This is a genomic window from Nocardia sp. Tas62D01 (genome assembly GCF_055232035.1).
Map to the genome: position 1 here is coordinate 4125225 of NZ_JBUYUZ010000001.1, position 15466 is coordinate 4140690.

The window sequence follows — 15466 nt, forward strand, 5'->3', positions numbered from 1 at the left end:
GAAGGAGGTGGTTCGAAGAATGTATTTCCAAAGGACACGTGAGGTGGTTGTCCGCTAGCGCCACCGCTGCAGGAGGATTCCCGCGCGAGCGCAAGCGAATCCCAGGCAGCCACCCGGCCCCCGAGCCCCCGGTCTTGTCCGATCGGGCCCTTGTGTGAGTTGCATCCACAACGGGAAGGCTCGGGGGTCGTTCTTTTTTGGGCCGATCTTCAACCTGAGCGGCGCTGGATGACAATCGATGGCACGCCGAACACGGCCGACTCATGACGCCTGATGGGACTGTCGGACTGCAGAGCGCCCCGGCCTGGTGAGTTGTTCGAGATGCGGGCGCTCTTCGCCGTAAACAGGCGTGAGTGCACTGTGCGGTACCTGCCGCGCTCGGTACTAGCCGATGTAGCGCTGGAGACGCGCGGATAGGCGGGGCTGCAGGGGGCCGTCGGCTACTACTCGTTCCTCGACGTAGGCCAGGTCGCCGCCCTCGACGATGCCGTAGAGGCGCTTGGCGCCGCCGACGACGATGCCGGACTGGCTGCGGATGACGACGTCGGTGGCGAGTTCCCAGGAGGACTGGGTGAGGGCTTGGCCGTAGAAGAGTTCGACGATGCCGGTGCTGTGGGTAAGCAGCAGTTCGATGACCTCGTCGTCGCCGTCGATGCCGACCCGCCAGAAACCGCTCTCACGCAGGTCCGGGCCGCCATACCTGCCGTCGGCCTCGATGACCCAGGAACGAGATTCCCAGGTCAGGTAGTCGCCGCCGTCGTGCGCGACGATGATCTGCTGCCCGAATCGGTAATCGCCGCGCTCGGGGGAGTTGCCTTCGCCCTCGCCACGCCACACACCGACCATCGGCAGCATCGCTAGCATCGAGGAGCTCAGATCCGGTCCGAGGCGCAGGTTCGCGGTGTCTTCCGGCAGCGGGAGATCCGGCAGGACCGGAATATTGCGGGCACCGGTCGATTTCGCGCGCTCGGCGGCCTCGGCCACGGCCTGGTCGCCGCTGCGCCGAGTGGACTCGGACCGAGCGTTGCCGTTCAGTTGTTCACTCGCTCGCTCGGCCGGGTTGGAACCTTCGCTCGCGAGTTCACTCATGATTCGGTGAACAACCGGTAGAAGACGTACAGACCGAACCAGCCGATGAGGATGGCCACGGCCACCAGCAGAATCTCGAAGAAGAGGACCACGTTTGGAGTCTAACGACTTCGGCGGCGCCCAGCACAACGGCCCCGGAGCTTCCCCACGAAATCGGGGAAACGCCGGGGCCGTTGGTGGCTCTGGGTCGCCGCAGCGCCCTCAGCTATTACTTCGCGACGGCGACATCGACAGGATGGATGCCCACGCCGTCCGGACGGATCTCGGCCGAGCCGTTGCCGGCCGACGAGAGCGCCCGCACGGTCCACGCGCCGGGAGCGGCGAAGAAGCGGAAGTCACCGGTGCCCGAGGCGACAACCTCGGCAGTGAAATCGCCATTGCCATCGAGCAGGCGCACGAACGCGCCGCCGACGGGCTCACCGTCGGTGCTCAGGACGCGGCCGGTGATAACCGTCTCCTTCTCCACATCGACTCCGGCCGGAATGGCCTGACCCTGGGTAGGTGCTGCGCACATGTAATTAGGCTCCCAATTCGATAGGTGCACCGACGAGGGAGCCGTACTCGGTCCAGCTCCCGTCGTAGTTCTTGACGTTCTGATGGCCGAGCAGCTCCTGCAGCACGAACCAGGTGTGCGAGGAACGCTCACCGATGCGGCAGTAGGCGATGGTGTCCTTGGATCCGTCCAGGCCGGCCTCGTTGTAGATCTCGGTCAGCTCGGCGTCGGACTTGAAGGTGCCGTCCTCGTTCGCGGCCTTGCTCCACGGCACGTTGATGGCGCTGGGGATGTGCCCGGGGCGCTGGCTCTGCTCCTGCGGCAGGTGGGCCGGGGCCAGGATCTTGCCGGAGAACTCGTCAGGCGAACGCACGTCGACCAGGTTCTTGGCGCCGATGGCCGCGATGACCTCGTCGCGGAAGGCGCGGATGGTCAGGTCGGGTGCGGCGGCCTTGTACTGGGTGGCAGGGCGGTTGACCGCGTCGCGCGAGAGCGGACGGCCGTCGAGCTCCCACTTCTTGCGGCCGCCGTCGACCAGCTTGACGTTGTTGTGGCCGTAGAGCTTGAAGTACCAGTATGCGTAGGCGGCGAACCAGTTGTTGTTGCCGCCGTAGAGCACGACCTCGTCGTCGTTCGAGATACCGCGCGCAGAGAGCAAATCGGAGAACTGCTCCTGGTTCACGAAGTCGCGACGAACCTGATCCTGCAGGTCCTTCTTCCAGTCGAGCCGGACGGCACCCTCGATGTGGCCGCCGTCGTAGGCGGAGGTGTCCTCGTCTACCTCGACGAAGACGACGCCGGGGGCGTTGAGGTTCTCTTCGGCCCAGTCAACGGAGACCAGGACATCGGAGCGAGCCATGTTGTTCCTTTCGGGTGGTGACTTGCAGTGTCAGTTCGATGCCGGGGCCGGGACGGTCCGGCGGAACCGGGCTACCAGCGGATAGATCTGGCAACCCAGGCAGATCCCGAACGCCGCGTTCAGGAACGCCGCGAACAGGGCGAAGCCGGCGAACACCGCGCCGACGACGGTGGAGCCGGCCAGGAAACCCAGCAGGCTGACGGCGCTGAAGACCAGGCCGAGTAATTGGGCGAACCGCAGCGGTGCCACGGGTTCGGTTTCGGCCGGCGGGCCGACGCGCGGTGCGACCAGCGCGGCGTAGATCCGACCGTAGGGGCTGCACCGCGGACCGGTGGCGGCGCCGATCGCGAAGACCACCGTTTGGATCGTGACGAGCACGGCGGCGGCCGCGGTGGAGAAGGCGGCGGCGATCAGCACGACGACGAGGACGGCGGTGGTGATCCATGCGGCGAAGCGGGGACCGCGGACGTCCACGGAGTTCGGTGGAATGGGCTGCCCGGCGGCAATGTTACGAGTTTTGGGGGACATTGTGGGTACTCCTGCGCTGAATGACACTGGTGGCTGGAAAAATTGCCAGTTCGCCGGGGGATCAACGAGATCACTCGCACGGCGGACATAGCTCGGCGTCAGGAAATCTGAACGAGCCGACCGATCAGCGGCACAGGCAGCAACAACCACCGAGGCGACACAGGTCAACTGTGCGGCGTCGGGTGAGCATCAGCTCGTGGTTGGATTGCACGATAGGCAGTTTACCCGGTTCGGTCGGAGAATTGGACCCCGGGTTCGTCGCATCGGCCATTAAGCCTTTTCAAGCCCGATTTTTACACTGTCAGCGGCTCGAGCGCGGTGCGCAGGTCTCCGGTCTTGGGGACACCGGAGATCCGGAATCGCTCCCTGCCCTCGACATCGAAGACGAAGGTGGTCGGCAAGGAGAGCACGTTCAGTTCCCTGGCCAGTGCGGGCTCGGCGTCGATGTCGATCTCGATATCCAGCGGCGGATTCGGCGAACTCGCCAGTTCCTCGGTCACCCCGGCGACGACCCGGCGCACCGCGGCGCACGGCACGCACCAGTCGGCGGAGAAATGCAGTACCGCGGGACCCGAACAGGTCACTCCGGCGGCGGCGAGTAGCTCGGCGCGCGCGGACGTCGCCGGCTCGACCACCGTGGTGGCGCGCAGCTTTCCCTCCCGGCGCCGCAGCGCCGTGCCGACCACCAGCGCGGCCAGCATCATCACCACCAGAATTGTGATTTCGATCATGGCCGCTGCAATCGGTCGAGGTCGATCATCACGTTCTCGCCCTTGCCTTCGATCCAGATCTGGCCGCCCTGCGGGGACACTTTCGTGGGCCGGACACCGAAAGGTAATTCCTTCGTATCGATGGTGCGCGTGAACTGCGCGAGCACCGCGGGCCGGTCGGCTTCCGGGATGACGGCGGTCGGGGTCGCGTCGGCGCCTGTGCCGCGGTAGAAACCGGTCGCGACGATCCGCACCTGGTCGCCGTCGAGCAGCAGATCCGCCTGCACACTCACCTTGTCACCACCGAGCGGTGTGCGCGGGCCCCCGGATGACGCGGGAGCGCCAGGCAAGGTGCCGGTGAGCACCAGCACGCCCGCCGTCGTCATCCCCGATCCGCCCGATCCGCCCGATCCGTCGGATTTGTCCGCGGCGGGCGAATGCACCTGCAGGTCCGGGATATTGAAGAGCCTGCCGAGTTCGGTCGGCTCCAGACGCATCCGCCCCTCGACCCGTTCTACCGGAACATGACGCACGCTGCCGTCGACCAGATCATGCAGCGGCAGATGCACTCCGGTCAGCGTCGCCTCGGCGGAAACTTCGCCGGGGATATCCGGGCGCACGATGCGCGCGCGAATGTCGACGCTCTGGAGTCGGCCGTCGAACGCCTGGGTGAGAAAGGGGAAGCCGTGGATGGTCACCTCGGGATCGGCGATGAGATCGGCGCCCTCACGCAGAGTGCGCGAGACGCGATACTCGGAGTAAGCAGCGGCGCCGAAATCGATGACGACTGCCAATCCCGCGAGACACAGCAGTCCGATGATCAGCTTTCGCATGAGTTCAACCCTATCCGGCGGTGCATTTGGGGTATCGAATGTCTCGTTACCTGAGCATTGGTCACCCGGATGGCGAGGCAATCGCGGTTCACGCGCTAATCTTGCATCCGATTACGTGTGATGAGCGACGTGGCTTCGGCGGTGCAGCTGTTGTCGTCGGAGCTACGAGATGGGAGGACGGCTTGTGGAGCTGCTCCTGTTGACCTCCGACCCCAACCCCGAGTCGGTATTGCCTTCGCTCGCGCTGCTGGCGCACAACGTGCGTCCGGCACCGACCGAGGTGGCGTCCCTGCTGGAAGCAGGCACCGCGGATGTAGCACTTGTCGACGCGCGCATCGACCTGGCCGCCGCCCGCGGCCTGTGCCGGCTGCTCGGGAGCACCGGTTCCTCGGTGCCCGTCGTCGCCGTGCTCACCGAGGGCGGCCTGGTGGCAGTGAACGCCGATTGGGGCCTCGACGACATTCTGCTGCCCGGCACCGGCCCGGCCGAGCTGGACGCCCGGTTGCGGCTGCTGGTCGGCCGCAACGGCGGGGTGGCGAGCCCGGAGAACACCGGCAAGATTACCCTCGGCGAGCTGGTGATCGATGAGGGCACCTATACCGCGCGGCTGCGCGGTCGCCCGCTCGATCTCACCTACAAGGAATTCGAATTGCTCAAGTACCTCGCGCAGCATGCCGGCCGGGTGTTCACCCGGGCCCAGCTGCTGCAAGAGGTGTGGGGATACGACTTCTTCGGCGGCACCCGCACGGTCGACGTGCATGTGCGTCGACTGCGCGCCAAGCTCGGCAGTGAATACGAGTCGCTGATCGGCACCGTGCGCAATGTCGGCTACAAGGCGGTGCGCCCGTCCCGGTCGGCCGCCAAGGGTGAGCCGGCTCCGGTCGTCGAGGACGAGACCGAGGGCACCGATGACTCCCCGCTTGCGCCCGTGAACGGGTCCGTGCAGTGACCTCGGCCGGTGCGGCTGTCGTCCGCGCCATCCCGGCGGAAGCCGGGATCCAGTGTTGACCTGACCTCCTCTGGTACTGCTGGATTGCGGCATTCGCCGCGATGACGAGAGAGGTGTGGCCGATGGCTGATACGACACTGCGCTGGATCGAGCCGATCGGGGCCGATGCGGCGCGGTCGGTACGGGACCTGCTGGATCGTGCCACCGCAGCGGACGGCGTCGCCCCGGTGTCCGAACAGGCCGAGCTGTCGTTGACTACGGCCGGCACCGCTCGCCACCTCCTCGCGCTGCGCGACGACACCATCGCCGGATACGCGAATCTCGTTCCCGCACACGGCGAACATCCCGCGATGGCCGAGGTCGCGGTCGATCCGGCCGCCCGTGATCATGGCATCGGCACGCAACTGGTGGCTACGGCACTCGCCGAGGGCGGGTCGGGAACCCGGGTCTGGGCGCATGGAAATCGGCCGCCCGCCCAAGCTGTCGCGGCCCGGCTCGACCTTGCGACCGCGCGCGAGCTGTGGCAGATGCGACGACCAGTGGCAACACCTGAGCTACCGGAGCTGGCCATCCCGCAGGGCATCGCGCTGCGCACCTATTCGGGTCCCGCCGACGACGCCGAATTGCTGCGCGTGAACAACGCCGCCTTCGCCTGGCATCCGGAACAGGGCGGCTGGACCGAGCGCGATATCGAGGCCCGCCGCAACGAGCCGTGGTTCGACCCGGAGGGCCTGTTCCTGGCAACCGATGCCGCCGAGCCGGCCCGCCTGCTCGGATTCCACTGGACCAAGGTGCATTACGACGAGGACCCGGTCGTCGGCGAGGTATATGTGGTCGGCATCGACCCGTCCGCGCAGGGCCGCGGACTCGGCCGCCTGCTCACCCTCGCGGGCCTGCACTACCTGCGTGAACGGCACCTGGCCGAGGTGCTGCTCTACACCGAGGCCGACAACACCGCGGCGGTGCACACCTACACGCGCCTCGGCTTTTCCCCCGCGCATATCGACGTCGCGTACACCGCCCGGGACTGAATGGAAAGCAGCCTGACGGGGTAGTCCGAGTAACGCTGGGGCAAATGTCACACCTGACGGGCCAATCGCGCCGGGCTGTTCAACTTCTGTTCACCCAGCCTGGTCCAAATGTCAACCGCGCGACTCTACGTTACTTATGGGCGGCACCGCTGCCTGGTGCGCAAGTTCCTCGCGAACGGCACCACAAACACCCGCCCGGGCTGGTGAGGGACCGGGCGGGTCGGACGTGATTTCTCGGAGGAATAAGTGAACTTCAAGCGCAGCAGCGCCCTCGTCGGCGTGCTGGCCGTTGGCGCCATGTCTCTCGCGGCCTGTGGCAGCGACAACAACTCGTCGACCGCCGGCCCGAGCGCCGCGAAGGTCGACGTCGCCTGTGGCGGTAAGAAGGCCCTCAAGGCCAGCGGTTCGACGGCGCAGAAGAACGCCATGGATCGCTTCATCGCGGCCTACGAGGCGAACTGCAGCGGCAACACCCTGAACTACACCTCGAGCGGTTCGGGTGCGGGCGTCAACGAATTCATCGGCGGCCAGACCGATTTCGGTGGCTCCGACTCGCCCCTGAGCCCCAAGGCGCAGGAGCCGGCCAAGGCACAGGAGCGTTGCGGCGCCCCGGCGTGGGACCTGCCCACCGTGTTCGGTCCGATCGCCGTCGCCTACAACATCGACGGCGTCACCGACCTCGTGCTCGACGGCCCGACCGCCGCCAAGGTCTTCAACGGCGCCATCACCACCTGGGACGCCCCGGAGATCAAGGCGCTGAACCCGAACGCCAAGCTGCCCTCGGACAAGATCGCCGTGATCTTCCGCAGCGACGAGTCGGGCACCACCGACAACTTCCAGCTCTACCTGAACAGTGCGTCCGACGGCGCCTGGGGCAAGGGCGCGGGCAAGGTCTTCGCCGGCGGTGTCGGTGAGGGCGCGAAGGGCAGCGAGGGCACCTCGGCCGCGATCAAGAGCACCAAGAACTCGATCACCTACACCGAGTGGTCGTTCGCGAAGTCGCAGAACCTGTCGATCGCCCAGATCGTCACCTCGGCGAGCAAGGACCCGGTCAAGCTGACCGCCGCCACCGCGGGCAAGGCCATCGACGGTGTGAAGATCAGTGGCCAGGGCAACGACTTGGTGCTCGACACCACCTCGTTCTACAAGCCGACCGAGGCGGGCTCGTACCCGATCATGTTGGCCACCTACGAGGTCGTCTGCTCGAAGTACAGCGATGCCGACACCGCCAAGGCGGTCAAGGCCTTCCTCACCTCGGCGGCCACCAACGGCCAGAACGGCCTTGACGGGGCGGGCTACGTCCCGATCCCGGACAAGTTCAAGACCAAACTGACCGCCGCGATCAACGCCATCTCCTGATCGCACTGCCATGACCGTGCACCCTGAGGTGACCGCCGCGGGCTCGTCGGACTCGATGAGCCCGCGGGCGGCTGGAGATACTGCCCCTATGCCGAGTGAACCGAGCACCGAACCGGCCCTGAAGAAGGGTCGTCCTGCCCACAGCCAGCGGGCGGAAATCGTTTTCCGGTCGCTTGCGATGGCAGCCGGTGCCACCATCGTCGCCGCCATCGCGCTGATCGCGTTGTTCCTGCTGATCCGCGCGTGGCCCTCGGTCATGGCCAACGAGGCGAACTTCTTCACCAGTACGGAGTTCGTCACCAACAACGCCGATCACCTACGCTTCGGCATCCGCGATCTGCTGATGGTCACGGTGCTGAGCTCGTTGCTCGCACTGGTGATCGCGGTGCCGGTCGGCGTGGGTATCGCGCTGTTCCTGACGCATTACTCGCCGAAGGCGATGGCGCGGCCGTTCGCGATGCTCGTCGACCTGCTCGCGGCAGTGCCGTCGATCGTGTTCGGCCTCTGGGGCTTCCTGGTGCTCGCGCCGCAGCTGGAACCGGTGGAGACCTTCCTGAACAAGAAGCTCGGTTGGTTCTTCCTGTTCTCCGACGGCAACGTGACCATCTCCGGTGGCGGCACGATCTTCACCGCCGGTGTGGTGCTGGCGGTGATGATCCTGCCGATCATCACCTCGGTGTCGCGTGAGGTCTTCAATCTGACCCCGGCCGCGCACATCGAGGCCGCACACGCGCTGGGCGCCACGAAGTGGGAGATGGTGCGGATGACGGTGTTGCCCTACGGCCGTAGCGGCGTGATCGCCGGTTCCATGCTCGGCCTCGGCCGCGCGCTCGGTGAGACGATCGCAGTGTTGCTTGTGCTGCGCACCTCCGCGCAGGCGGGGCACTGGTCGCTGTTCGACGGCGGCTTCACCTTCGCCTCCAAGATCGCTTCCGCCGCTTCGGAATTCAGTCAACCGCTGCCGACCGGCGCCTACATTGCGGCCGGTTTCGTGCTGTTCGCGCTGACCTTCGTCGTCAACGCGCTGGCGCGCCTCGTGGCCGGTGGAAGGGTGAACGGATAATGACCACCACGACACTCGACAAGCCCGTCAAGGCGCCGACCTTCCGCCATGTGAGCACGAGCCGCCGGATTCGCAACAACCTCGCCACCGGCGTCGTGTGGGCCTGTTTCGCCATCGCACTCGTGCCGCTGGTGTGGGTGCTGATCATGGTGGTGAGCAAGGGCTTCCACGCGATCGCCTCGCTGTCTTGGTGGCAGAACTCGCAGAAGGGCGTGCTGCCCGACCAGTTCGCGGGCGGCGTGTATCACGCGATCTACGGCACCATCGTGCAGACCGCTGTCGCCGCGGTTATCGCGGTGCCGCTGGGCATCATGGCCGCCGTCTATCTGGTCGAGTACGGCCGGGGCGTACTGGCCAAGGTCACGACCTTCATGGTCGACATCCTCGCGGGTGTGCCGTCGATCGTCGCGGCGCTGTTCATCTTCGCGTTCTGGATCGCCACGTTCGGCTTCCCGCAGAGCGCCTTAGCGGTGGCGCTGGCGCTGGTGCTGCTGATGTTGCCGGTGGTCGTGCGTAGCACCGAGGAAATGTTGAAGCTGGTGCCCGACGAGCTGCGCGAGGCGTCCTATGCGCTCGGCATCCCGAAGTGGAAGACGATCGTGCGGATCGTCGTGCCGACCGCGCTGCCGGGGATGCTCAGCGGCATCCTGCTCTCCCTTGCCCGCGTGATGGGTGAGACGGCGCCGGTGCTGGTGCTGGTCGGCTACAGCAAGTCGATCAACACCAACCTCTTCGACGGCAACATGGCCTCGCTGCCATTGCTCATCTACCAAGAGCTGGCGAATCCGGAGCCCGCCGGTCGACTGCGGGTGTGGGGTGCGGCGCTGACGCTGATCCTGATCATCGCGCTGCTGTACCTGGCGGCGGCGGTCGTCAACAAGCTACTCACGCGGAACCGATAACAGCGAACGGATATTCAGATGGCCAAGCGGATCGACGTCAAAGACCTGAACATCTACTACGGCAAATTTCATGCGGTTGCCGATGTCAAGCTGTCGGTGTTGCCGCGCAGCGTGACCGCCTTCATCGGTCCTTCGGGTTGCGGTAAGTCCACGGTGCTGCGCTCGCTCAACCGCATGCACGAGGTGACGCCGAATGCCCGCGTCGAGGGCGCGGTGCTGCTGGATGGCGAAGACATCTACGGTTCGCAGGTCGACCCGGTCGGTGTGCGTCGCACCATCGGCATGGTGTTCCAGCGCCCGAACCCGTTCCCCACCATGTCGATTCGCGACAACGTGGTTGCCGGGCTGAAGCTGCAGGGCGTGCGCAACAAGAAGGAACTCGACGAGGTCGCCGAGCGCTCGCTGCGCGGCGCCAACCTCTGGAACGAGGTGAAGGACCGCCTCGACAAGCCGGGCGGCGGCCTCTCCGGTGGTCAGCAGCAGCGTCTGTGCATCGCGCGCGCGATCGCTGTTTCCCCGGACGTGCTGCTGATGGACGAGCCCTGTTCGGCACTGGACCCGATCTCCACCCTGGCGATCGAGGACCTGATCACCGAGCTGAAGAAGGAATTCACGATCGTCATCGTCACCCACAACATGCAGCAGGCCGCGCGCGTGAGTGACCAGACCGGTTTCTTCAACCTGGAGGCCCAGGGCAAGCCGGGCAAGCTCGTCGAGATCGATGACACCGAGAAGATCTTCTCCAACCCCGGCCAGAAGGCCACAGAAGATTACATCTCCGGTCGCTTCGGCTAGGGAGTACATACAAGAAGGGCCCGCGCCGTAGCGCGGGCCTTTCTTGTTGTCCGGCAGCGTTTTTCGCCGAATCTCACACTTCCACGTCGGGGTCGGGCGGCAGCACGCCGGTGACGAGGAAGATCACCCGGCGGCCGATCTCGACGGCGTGGTCGGCGAAGCGCTCGTAGTAGCGGCCGAGCAGGGTCACATCGACCGCTGCGGCCACGCCGTACTTCCAGTCGCGATCCATCAGCAGCGTGAATAGGTGACGGTGCAGATCGTCCATCGCCTCGTCGTCGTCGTTGAGTTGCGCGGCGCGCTCCGGGTCGCGCGTCTCGAGTACCTCCTTGGCGCCCGCGCCCATATTCACCGCGATGCGGCCCATCTCGGCGAAGTAGCCGTTGACCGATTCCGGCAGCGCATGGTTGGGGTGGCGGCGCCGGGTGACCTTGGCCACGTGCAGCGCAAGCGCCCCCATCCGGTTCACGTCGGCGACGATCTGGATGGCGCTGACGACCTGTCGCAAATCGCCGGCGACCGGAGCTTGCAGCGCGAGCAGGGCGAATGCCCGCTCCTCGGCGTCCTGGATCAATTCCGCGATCCGGTCGTATTCGGTGATCACCGACTCGGCAAGAGCGAGGTCGGCCTGGAGCAGTGACTGGGTGGCCCGGTCCATGGCCGAACCCGCCAGGCCGGCCATCTCACCCAGCAGGCGGGCAAGATCGGCCATTTGCTCGTTGTAGATGACACGCATGAGTTCAGACACTAGTTCCAAGCCCTGACCAAGTCACGAACGGACGGTGAATGACCGGTGCATTCGGTTTGCGGTGGCGTTGCCGCAGCTGAGAGCCGTGGTTACTTGCAACTCTCGTCGCCGGCGTTGACGTGCTCCAGATCCGCAGGCAGTGTGACCGGCGCCGCAGTCGTCGGTGCGCTGATGGACACATTGGTGATCGGGTCGCCGACCGGTGTCGGGGCCTTGACCGTCCCCGCGAAATCGCCGCCGATCACCACCTCGATGATGCCGCCGAGATCGCTGGCCTGCTCCAGAGTCGCCCCGGGTATCGCAGTCGCCACCGTGGCCGCATCGGCCTCGTGCCCGGACGCGTACCGGATCTTGGAGGTCGGCGAGGTGCCGCCGGAGTAATTGCCGGTGTTGTAAATCGGGAAGCCCTGGTTGCTCAGCTTGGTGGCCACCTTGCTGGCTGCGCCCGCGGTATCCGAGCCGTTGGAGACCAACAGCGATACCGAGCTCGGATCGACCGCGATCACGCGCGGCGGTGCGGGTGGAGCCGTCGAGCTCGACGATGGTGCGGGCGTCTGCTTCTTCTCACCGGGCAACGGCTGGTCATCGATGATCGCGCGGAAGATCGACTTGATGTCGGACTCGCGCGGAATCTCGTTGCCGTAGGAGGTGGTTCCCGCGGTCGGAATGGTCAGGAAGGTCACCGCGCCCGCGTCGACCTTCTGCAGCGAGCGACCGAGCGTCAGCAGATCGGTGGGCGTGACCTTGTCGACGAAGGTGTGGCTGGTGAACGCGGTGATGAAGCCGTTCAACTTGCCCGGATCGAATAGCACCTTGCTGGACATCGCGCCGCGCAGCAGCGACGCCATGAACCGCTGCTGCCGGTTGATCCGGTCGTAATCGCTGCGTTCCTCGCCGTAGACGTGCCGGGCGCGTACGTAATTGAGCGCGGTCGCGCCGTCGATCCGCTGCGTGCCAGCGGTATCGAGCACGTTGCCGAGAACCTCATCGACGACCGGCTTGGCCGCGCACACCTCGACGCCGCCGACCTGGTCGACCATCGTCTCGAACCCGGCGAAGTCGATGCCGATGAAGTGCCCGATGCTCAGGCCCGTCATTTTTCGGATCACGTTCACCAGGCATTTCGGGCCGCCGAGGGCGTAGACGGCGTTGAGCTTGTCGCCCATGGCGGAGGGGAAGTTGTCCTGGGTGTAGGTGCCCTTGTCGTTGTCCCAGCCCGCACACTGCGGCCGGGTGACGTCGAGGTCGCGCGGGAACGACACCGCGACGACCCGCTGTCGGTTCTTGGGAATGTTCACCAGCATGACTGTGTCCGACCGGGCGCCCTCGGCGTCCGCAGTCGAGCCCGCCCCGACCTGCCCGTTGGCGCCCGCGCGGGTGTCGGTGCCGACGATCAGGTAGTTCTCGTCGCCTAGCTGCCCGCCCGCGTCCACCACGTCTTCCGGGTGGTCGTCGAGTGCGTTGACTTGGGTGAAGCCGTTGGCGGTCGAGCGTAGGTAGCTCCAGCCACCGCCGGTGACGAGCAGTGTGAGCACCGCGCACATCATGAGGGTGACGCGCCCGGCGAGTCGCAGTCGCCTATCGCGGCGCTGCTTGCTGGCAGCCAGCCGGGACAGCGGCGGCTTGCCGACGGATTTCGATTGTGCGGCGGTCTCGGGTTTGTCGGATCCGGTTGTCGGCCATGCTGCTGGGCGACGCTTGGTACGAGTCGGCTCGATGACCGGGGGGATGACGTCGGTGACGACCTCGGGCGGCTCCTGCGCGCCCGGCGCGCCCAAGGCCGAGCGCCGACTGTCCTCGGGCGTGTCGCGTCGCCTGGTAGTTGGTCGGGAGGTTGTGGGCTGTCCGCCCGCGGCGATGTCTTCGACGACGGGCGAGGAGGTGGCGCGCCGTATGGTCGGATTCGACGGTTGGGCCGGGGCAGGGTCCGACGGGCGCCGCGGCGCGGCGTTTGGCGGGCGCGGTGGTGTCGTACCGGTTCCGCGGGGTGTGGCGCTGGTTCCGGGGGGTGTGGCACTGGTTCCGCGGGGTGTTGTACCGGTTCCGCGTGCTGCGGTGGGGCCTGCCTGCCGTGGTGGGGCACTCTCCGCGGGAGGCGGTGGCGCGGCCTCCGACCGTCGGTTGGCTCGCTTGCGCCCGCTGCGTTCGTTGTCGACCTTCTGGACGAGATCCTGCACCGTCAGCGGCGCCGAACCGGTGTCAGGGGCGCCGTCGGTATGCCTGGACCGCCGGGACGCCCGCGAGCCGTCTCGTTCGGTGTAATCCGCCGTGGGATTGCGCTCCCACGGTGCGCGACCTCCGGGCCGTGGCGAACGCCCGTGCCGATCGTCACCCACCAACGAACCTCGCTTTTCGTTTCGACGCCTGGCTATTCAACACCACGGTCGGTTTCGACCGGCATGACCGATTCCGCCAATGATAACGATTTCGCCACGAGGAGCCAGCCGAGTGCGAAATCGGATCGGCCACTGGGGTGTTTCGAGGCGCGTGACCGCTGGTCGAGGACTCAGCCGCCGCTGTGCATCAGATCCGCGCCTGCGGGCACGGCGGGGTCGTCCGGGTCATCGAGCCAGCCGTGCGGAAGTGCGACCTTGCCCGGCGAGCCCTGCCGTCCGCGCGGTCCTTCGGCGTCCTTCGGGAACGGGGCGGTCGGGTCGAGTTGTCCTATCAGGTCCCGCAATTCGGTCAGCCGCGACACGGTGGCGAAGCAGCGGCGCAGATCCGCGCCGACCGGAAAGCCCATCAGATACCAGGCCATGTGCTTGCGCAGATCGCGCATGGCCTTGTCTTCGCCGAAATGCTCGGACAGCAGCCGCCGAGGCGGGTGACCTTCGGCACCGGGCAACTGCCCCCGGGGACCTGGCGCCGTGAGAACCGCCAGCCCAAGGGGCAGATTGCTAACCACCGCTATGCATGACATCGGCAGCCGCAGGCACCGTTAGATCGTCAGGATTGTCCAGCCAGCCGTGTGGCAAGGCGACCTTGCCGGGAGATCCTTGCCGCCCGCGTGGTCCTTCAGCATCTTTCGGGAACGGTACAGCGGGGTCGAGCTGACCGATCAGATCGTCAAGTTCGGTCAGCGACGAGACGGTCGCGAAACTGCGGCGGAGTTCAGCGCCGAGCGGAAAGCCCATGAAGTACCAAGCCATATGCTTGCGGAGATCGCGCATGGCTTTGTCCTCGCCATGGTGCTCCGACAGCAGACCGGCATGCCGACGGAGTATTCCGCCGACCTCACCGAGGTTCGGTGGGGTCGGTTCAGGTTCTCCACGGAGGGCCGCACTCAGCTCGGCAAACAACCACGGGCGACCGAGACAGCCGCGGCCTACGACCACTCCATCGCAGCCGGTTTGCGCCATCATCGCCACCGCGTCGGCCGAAGAGAAGATGTCGCCGTTGCCGAGTACCGGGATGCTCGTCACCGCTTCTTTGAGCCGGGCAATGGCTGTCCAGTCGGCGGTGCCCGAGTAGCGTTGCGCAGCCGTGCGCGCATGCAATGCGACCGCTGCGGCACCCTCGGCCTCGGCGATACGGCCAGCATCGATGAAGGTCTGATGGTCGTCATCGATACCGATTCGGAACTTGACCGTGACCGGCACACCCGCCGGTTCGGCGGCCTTGACCATCGCACGGACGATTTCTGCGAACAACCTGCGCTTGTAGGGAAGCGCAGCACCACCGCCCAGCCTGGTCACTTTGGGAACAGGACACCCTAAATTCAGGTCCGTATGGTCAGCCCAACCTTCCCCTGCGATGATCCGTACGGCCTCTCCAAGAGTTGCCGGGTCGACACCGTAGAGCTGCATCGACCGCGGATGTTCCCCTTCGTCGAAGCTCATCATGTGGAGCGTCTTCTCATTGCGTTCGACCACGGCGCGAGCGGTGATCATTTCGCAGACGTAGATCGCGGTCGGGCTGCCGAACTCGCGGCACAGCTTGCGGAACGCCAGGTTGGTGATTCCGGCCATCGGAGCAAGCACGACTGGCGGATCAACCGGGTAGGGGCCGATCCGTACACACGCTTCCTTCTGGGCGTTCTGCACGATAGCCATTCTCCATGCTGCCGCCCGTTCGGCGGCGGCGGGATCCTGCAGGCGTTGGGTCTGG

15 protein-coding genes and 1 pseudogene are annotated in these 15466 nt (G+C 66.2%); 6 read left to right on the forward strand and 10 right to left on the reverse strand.

The features are described from left to right. Window positions 1-384 precede the first annotated feature (384 nt). From ACV7NQ_RS20055 to ACV7NQ_RS20080, 6 genes are all read right to left on the reverse strand, one after another. Window positions 385-1089 carry a heme-binding beta-barrel domain-containing protein gene (locus ACV7NQ_RS20055; RefSeq protein WP_463361060.1) on the reverse strand — a complete coding sequence of 235 codons (705 nt, stop codon included), beginning with the start codon at window positions 1087-1089 and terminating at the stop codon, window positions 385-387. Between the two features lie 208 nt (window positions 1090-1297). After that, window positions 1298-1603, reverse strand: coding sequence for a DUF1416 domain-containing protein (locus ACV7NQ_RS20060; RefSeq protein ID WP_463361061.1), 306 nt, complete (start codon window positions 1601-1603; stop codon window positions 1298-1300). Between the two features lie 4 nt (window positions 1604-1607). Then, window positions 1608-2441, reverse strand: coding sequence for a sulfurtransferase (locus tag ACV7NQ_RS20065; protein WP_463361062.1), 834 nt, complete (start codon window positions 2439-2441; stop codon window positions 1608-1610). Between the two features lie 30 nt (window positions 2442-2471). Beyond that, on the reverse strand, window positions 2472-2969 hold the full coding sequence (locus tag ACV7NQ_RS20070) for a DUF4395 domain-containing protein (RefSeq protein WP_463361063.1): 498 nt from the start codon (window positions 2967-2969) through the stop codon (window positions 2472-2474). 293 nt (window positions 2970-3262) lie between these two features. Beyond that, the gene (locus ACV7NQ_RS20075) at window positions 3263-3700 is read right to left on the reverse strand and encodes a thioredoxin family protein (RefSeq protein WP_463361064.1); all 438 of its coding nucleotides are present in this window, start codon (window positions 3698-3700) and stop codon (window positions 3263-3265) included. Then, window positions 3697-4512 (reverse strand): LmeA family phospholipid-binding protein, encoded by an 816-nt coding sequence (locus tag ACV7NQ_RS20080; RefSeq protein ID WP_463361065.1) that lies wholly within the window; start codon window positions 4510-4512, stop codon window positions 3697-3699. The genes ACV7NQ_RS20075 and ACV7NQ_RS20080 overlap by 4 nt, the downstream gene beginning before the upstream one ends. A 184-nt stretch (window positions 4513-4696) precedes the next feature. On the opposite strand from ACV7NQ_RS20080, the gene ACV7NQ_RS20085 reads away from it, so the two are divergent. The 6 genes from ACV7NQ_RS20085 to pstB all read left to right on the forward strand — a co-directional run bounded on the left by ACV7NQ_RS20085 (window position 4697) and on the right by pstB (window position 10611). Further along, window positions 4697-5461 carry a winged helix-turn-helix transcriptional regulator gene (locus ACV7NQ_RS20085; protein WP_463365754.1) on the forward strand — a complete coding sequence of 255 codons (765 nt, stop codon included), beginning with the start codon at window positions 4697-4699 and terminating at the stop codon, window positions 5459-5461. A 122-nt stretch (window positions 5462-5583) separates the two neighbouring features. Next, window positions 5584-6492: a mycothiol synthase gene (gene mshD, locus ACV7NQ_RS20090; RefSeq protein WP_463361066.1), complete on the forward strand. Its 909-nt coding sequence runs from the start codon at window positions 5584-5586 to the stop codon at window positions 6490-6492. Window positions 6493-6738: 246 nt separating this feature from the next. Continuing rightward, window positions 6739-7851 (forward strand): phosphate ABC transporter substrate-binding protein PstS, encoded by a 1113-nt coding sequence (pstS, locus tag ACV7NQ_RS20095; RefSeq protein ID WP_463361067.1) that lies wholly within the window; start codon window positions 6739-6741, stop codon window positions 7849-7851. Between the two features lie 88 nt (window positions 7852-7939). After that, complete coding sequence (pstC, locus tag ACV7NQ_RS20100; protein ID WP_463361068.1) at window positions 7940-8914, forward strand: phosphate ABC transporter permease subunit PstC; 975 nt, start codon at window positions 7940-7942, stop codon at window positions 8912-8914. Then, window positions 8914-9816 carry a phosphate ABC transporter permease PstA gene (gene pstA / locus ACV7NQ_RS20105; RefSeq protein WP_463361069.1) on the forward strand — a complete coding sequence of 301 codons (903 nt, stop codon included), beginning with the start codon at window positions 8914-8916 and terminating at the stop codon, window positions 9814-9816. Before pstC ends, pstA begins: the two co-directional genes overlap by 1 nt. Window positions 9817-9834: 18 nt before the next feature. Then, window positions 9835-10611, forward strand: a complete 777-nt coding sequence (pstB, locus tag ACV7NQ_RS20110; RefSeq protein ID WP_463361070.1) for a phosphate ABC transporter ATP-binding protein PstB — start codon at window positions 9835-9837, stop codon at window positions 10609-10611. A 73-nt stretch (window positions 10612-10684) separates the two neighbouring features. On the opposite strand, the gene phoU is transcribed toward pstB, so the two are convergent. The 4 genes and pseudogenes from phoU to dusB form a co-directional block, all read right to left on the reverse strand. Continuing rightward, entirely contained in the window at window positions 10685-11347 is a 663-nt protein-coding gene (phoU, locus tag ACV7NQ_RS20115) for a phosphate signaling complex protein PhoU (protein ID WP_463365755.1), read from the reverse strand. 101 nt (window positions 11348-11448) lie between these two features. Then, window positions 11449-13695, reverse strand: coding sequence for an LCP family protein (locus ACV7NQ_RS20120; RefSeq protein ID WP_463361071.1), 2247 nt, complete (start codon window positions 13693-13695; stop codon window positions 11449-11451). 170 nt (window positions 13696-13865) lie between these two features. Further along, window positions 13866-14171 (reverse strand): annotated as a pseudogene (locus ACV7NQ_RS20125) (tRNA dihydrouridine synthase DusB); the annotation flags it as partial. 85 nt (window positions 14172-14256) lie between these two features. Then, the gene (dusB, locus tag ACV7NQ_RS20130) at window positions 14257-15411 is read right to left on the reverse strand and encodes a tRNA dihydrouridine synthase DusB (RefSeq protein WP_463361072.1); all 1155 of its coding nucleotides are present in this window, start codon (window positions 15409-15411) and stop codon (window positions 14257-14259) included. Between the last annotated feature and the right edge of the window lie 55 nt (window positions 15412-15466).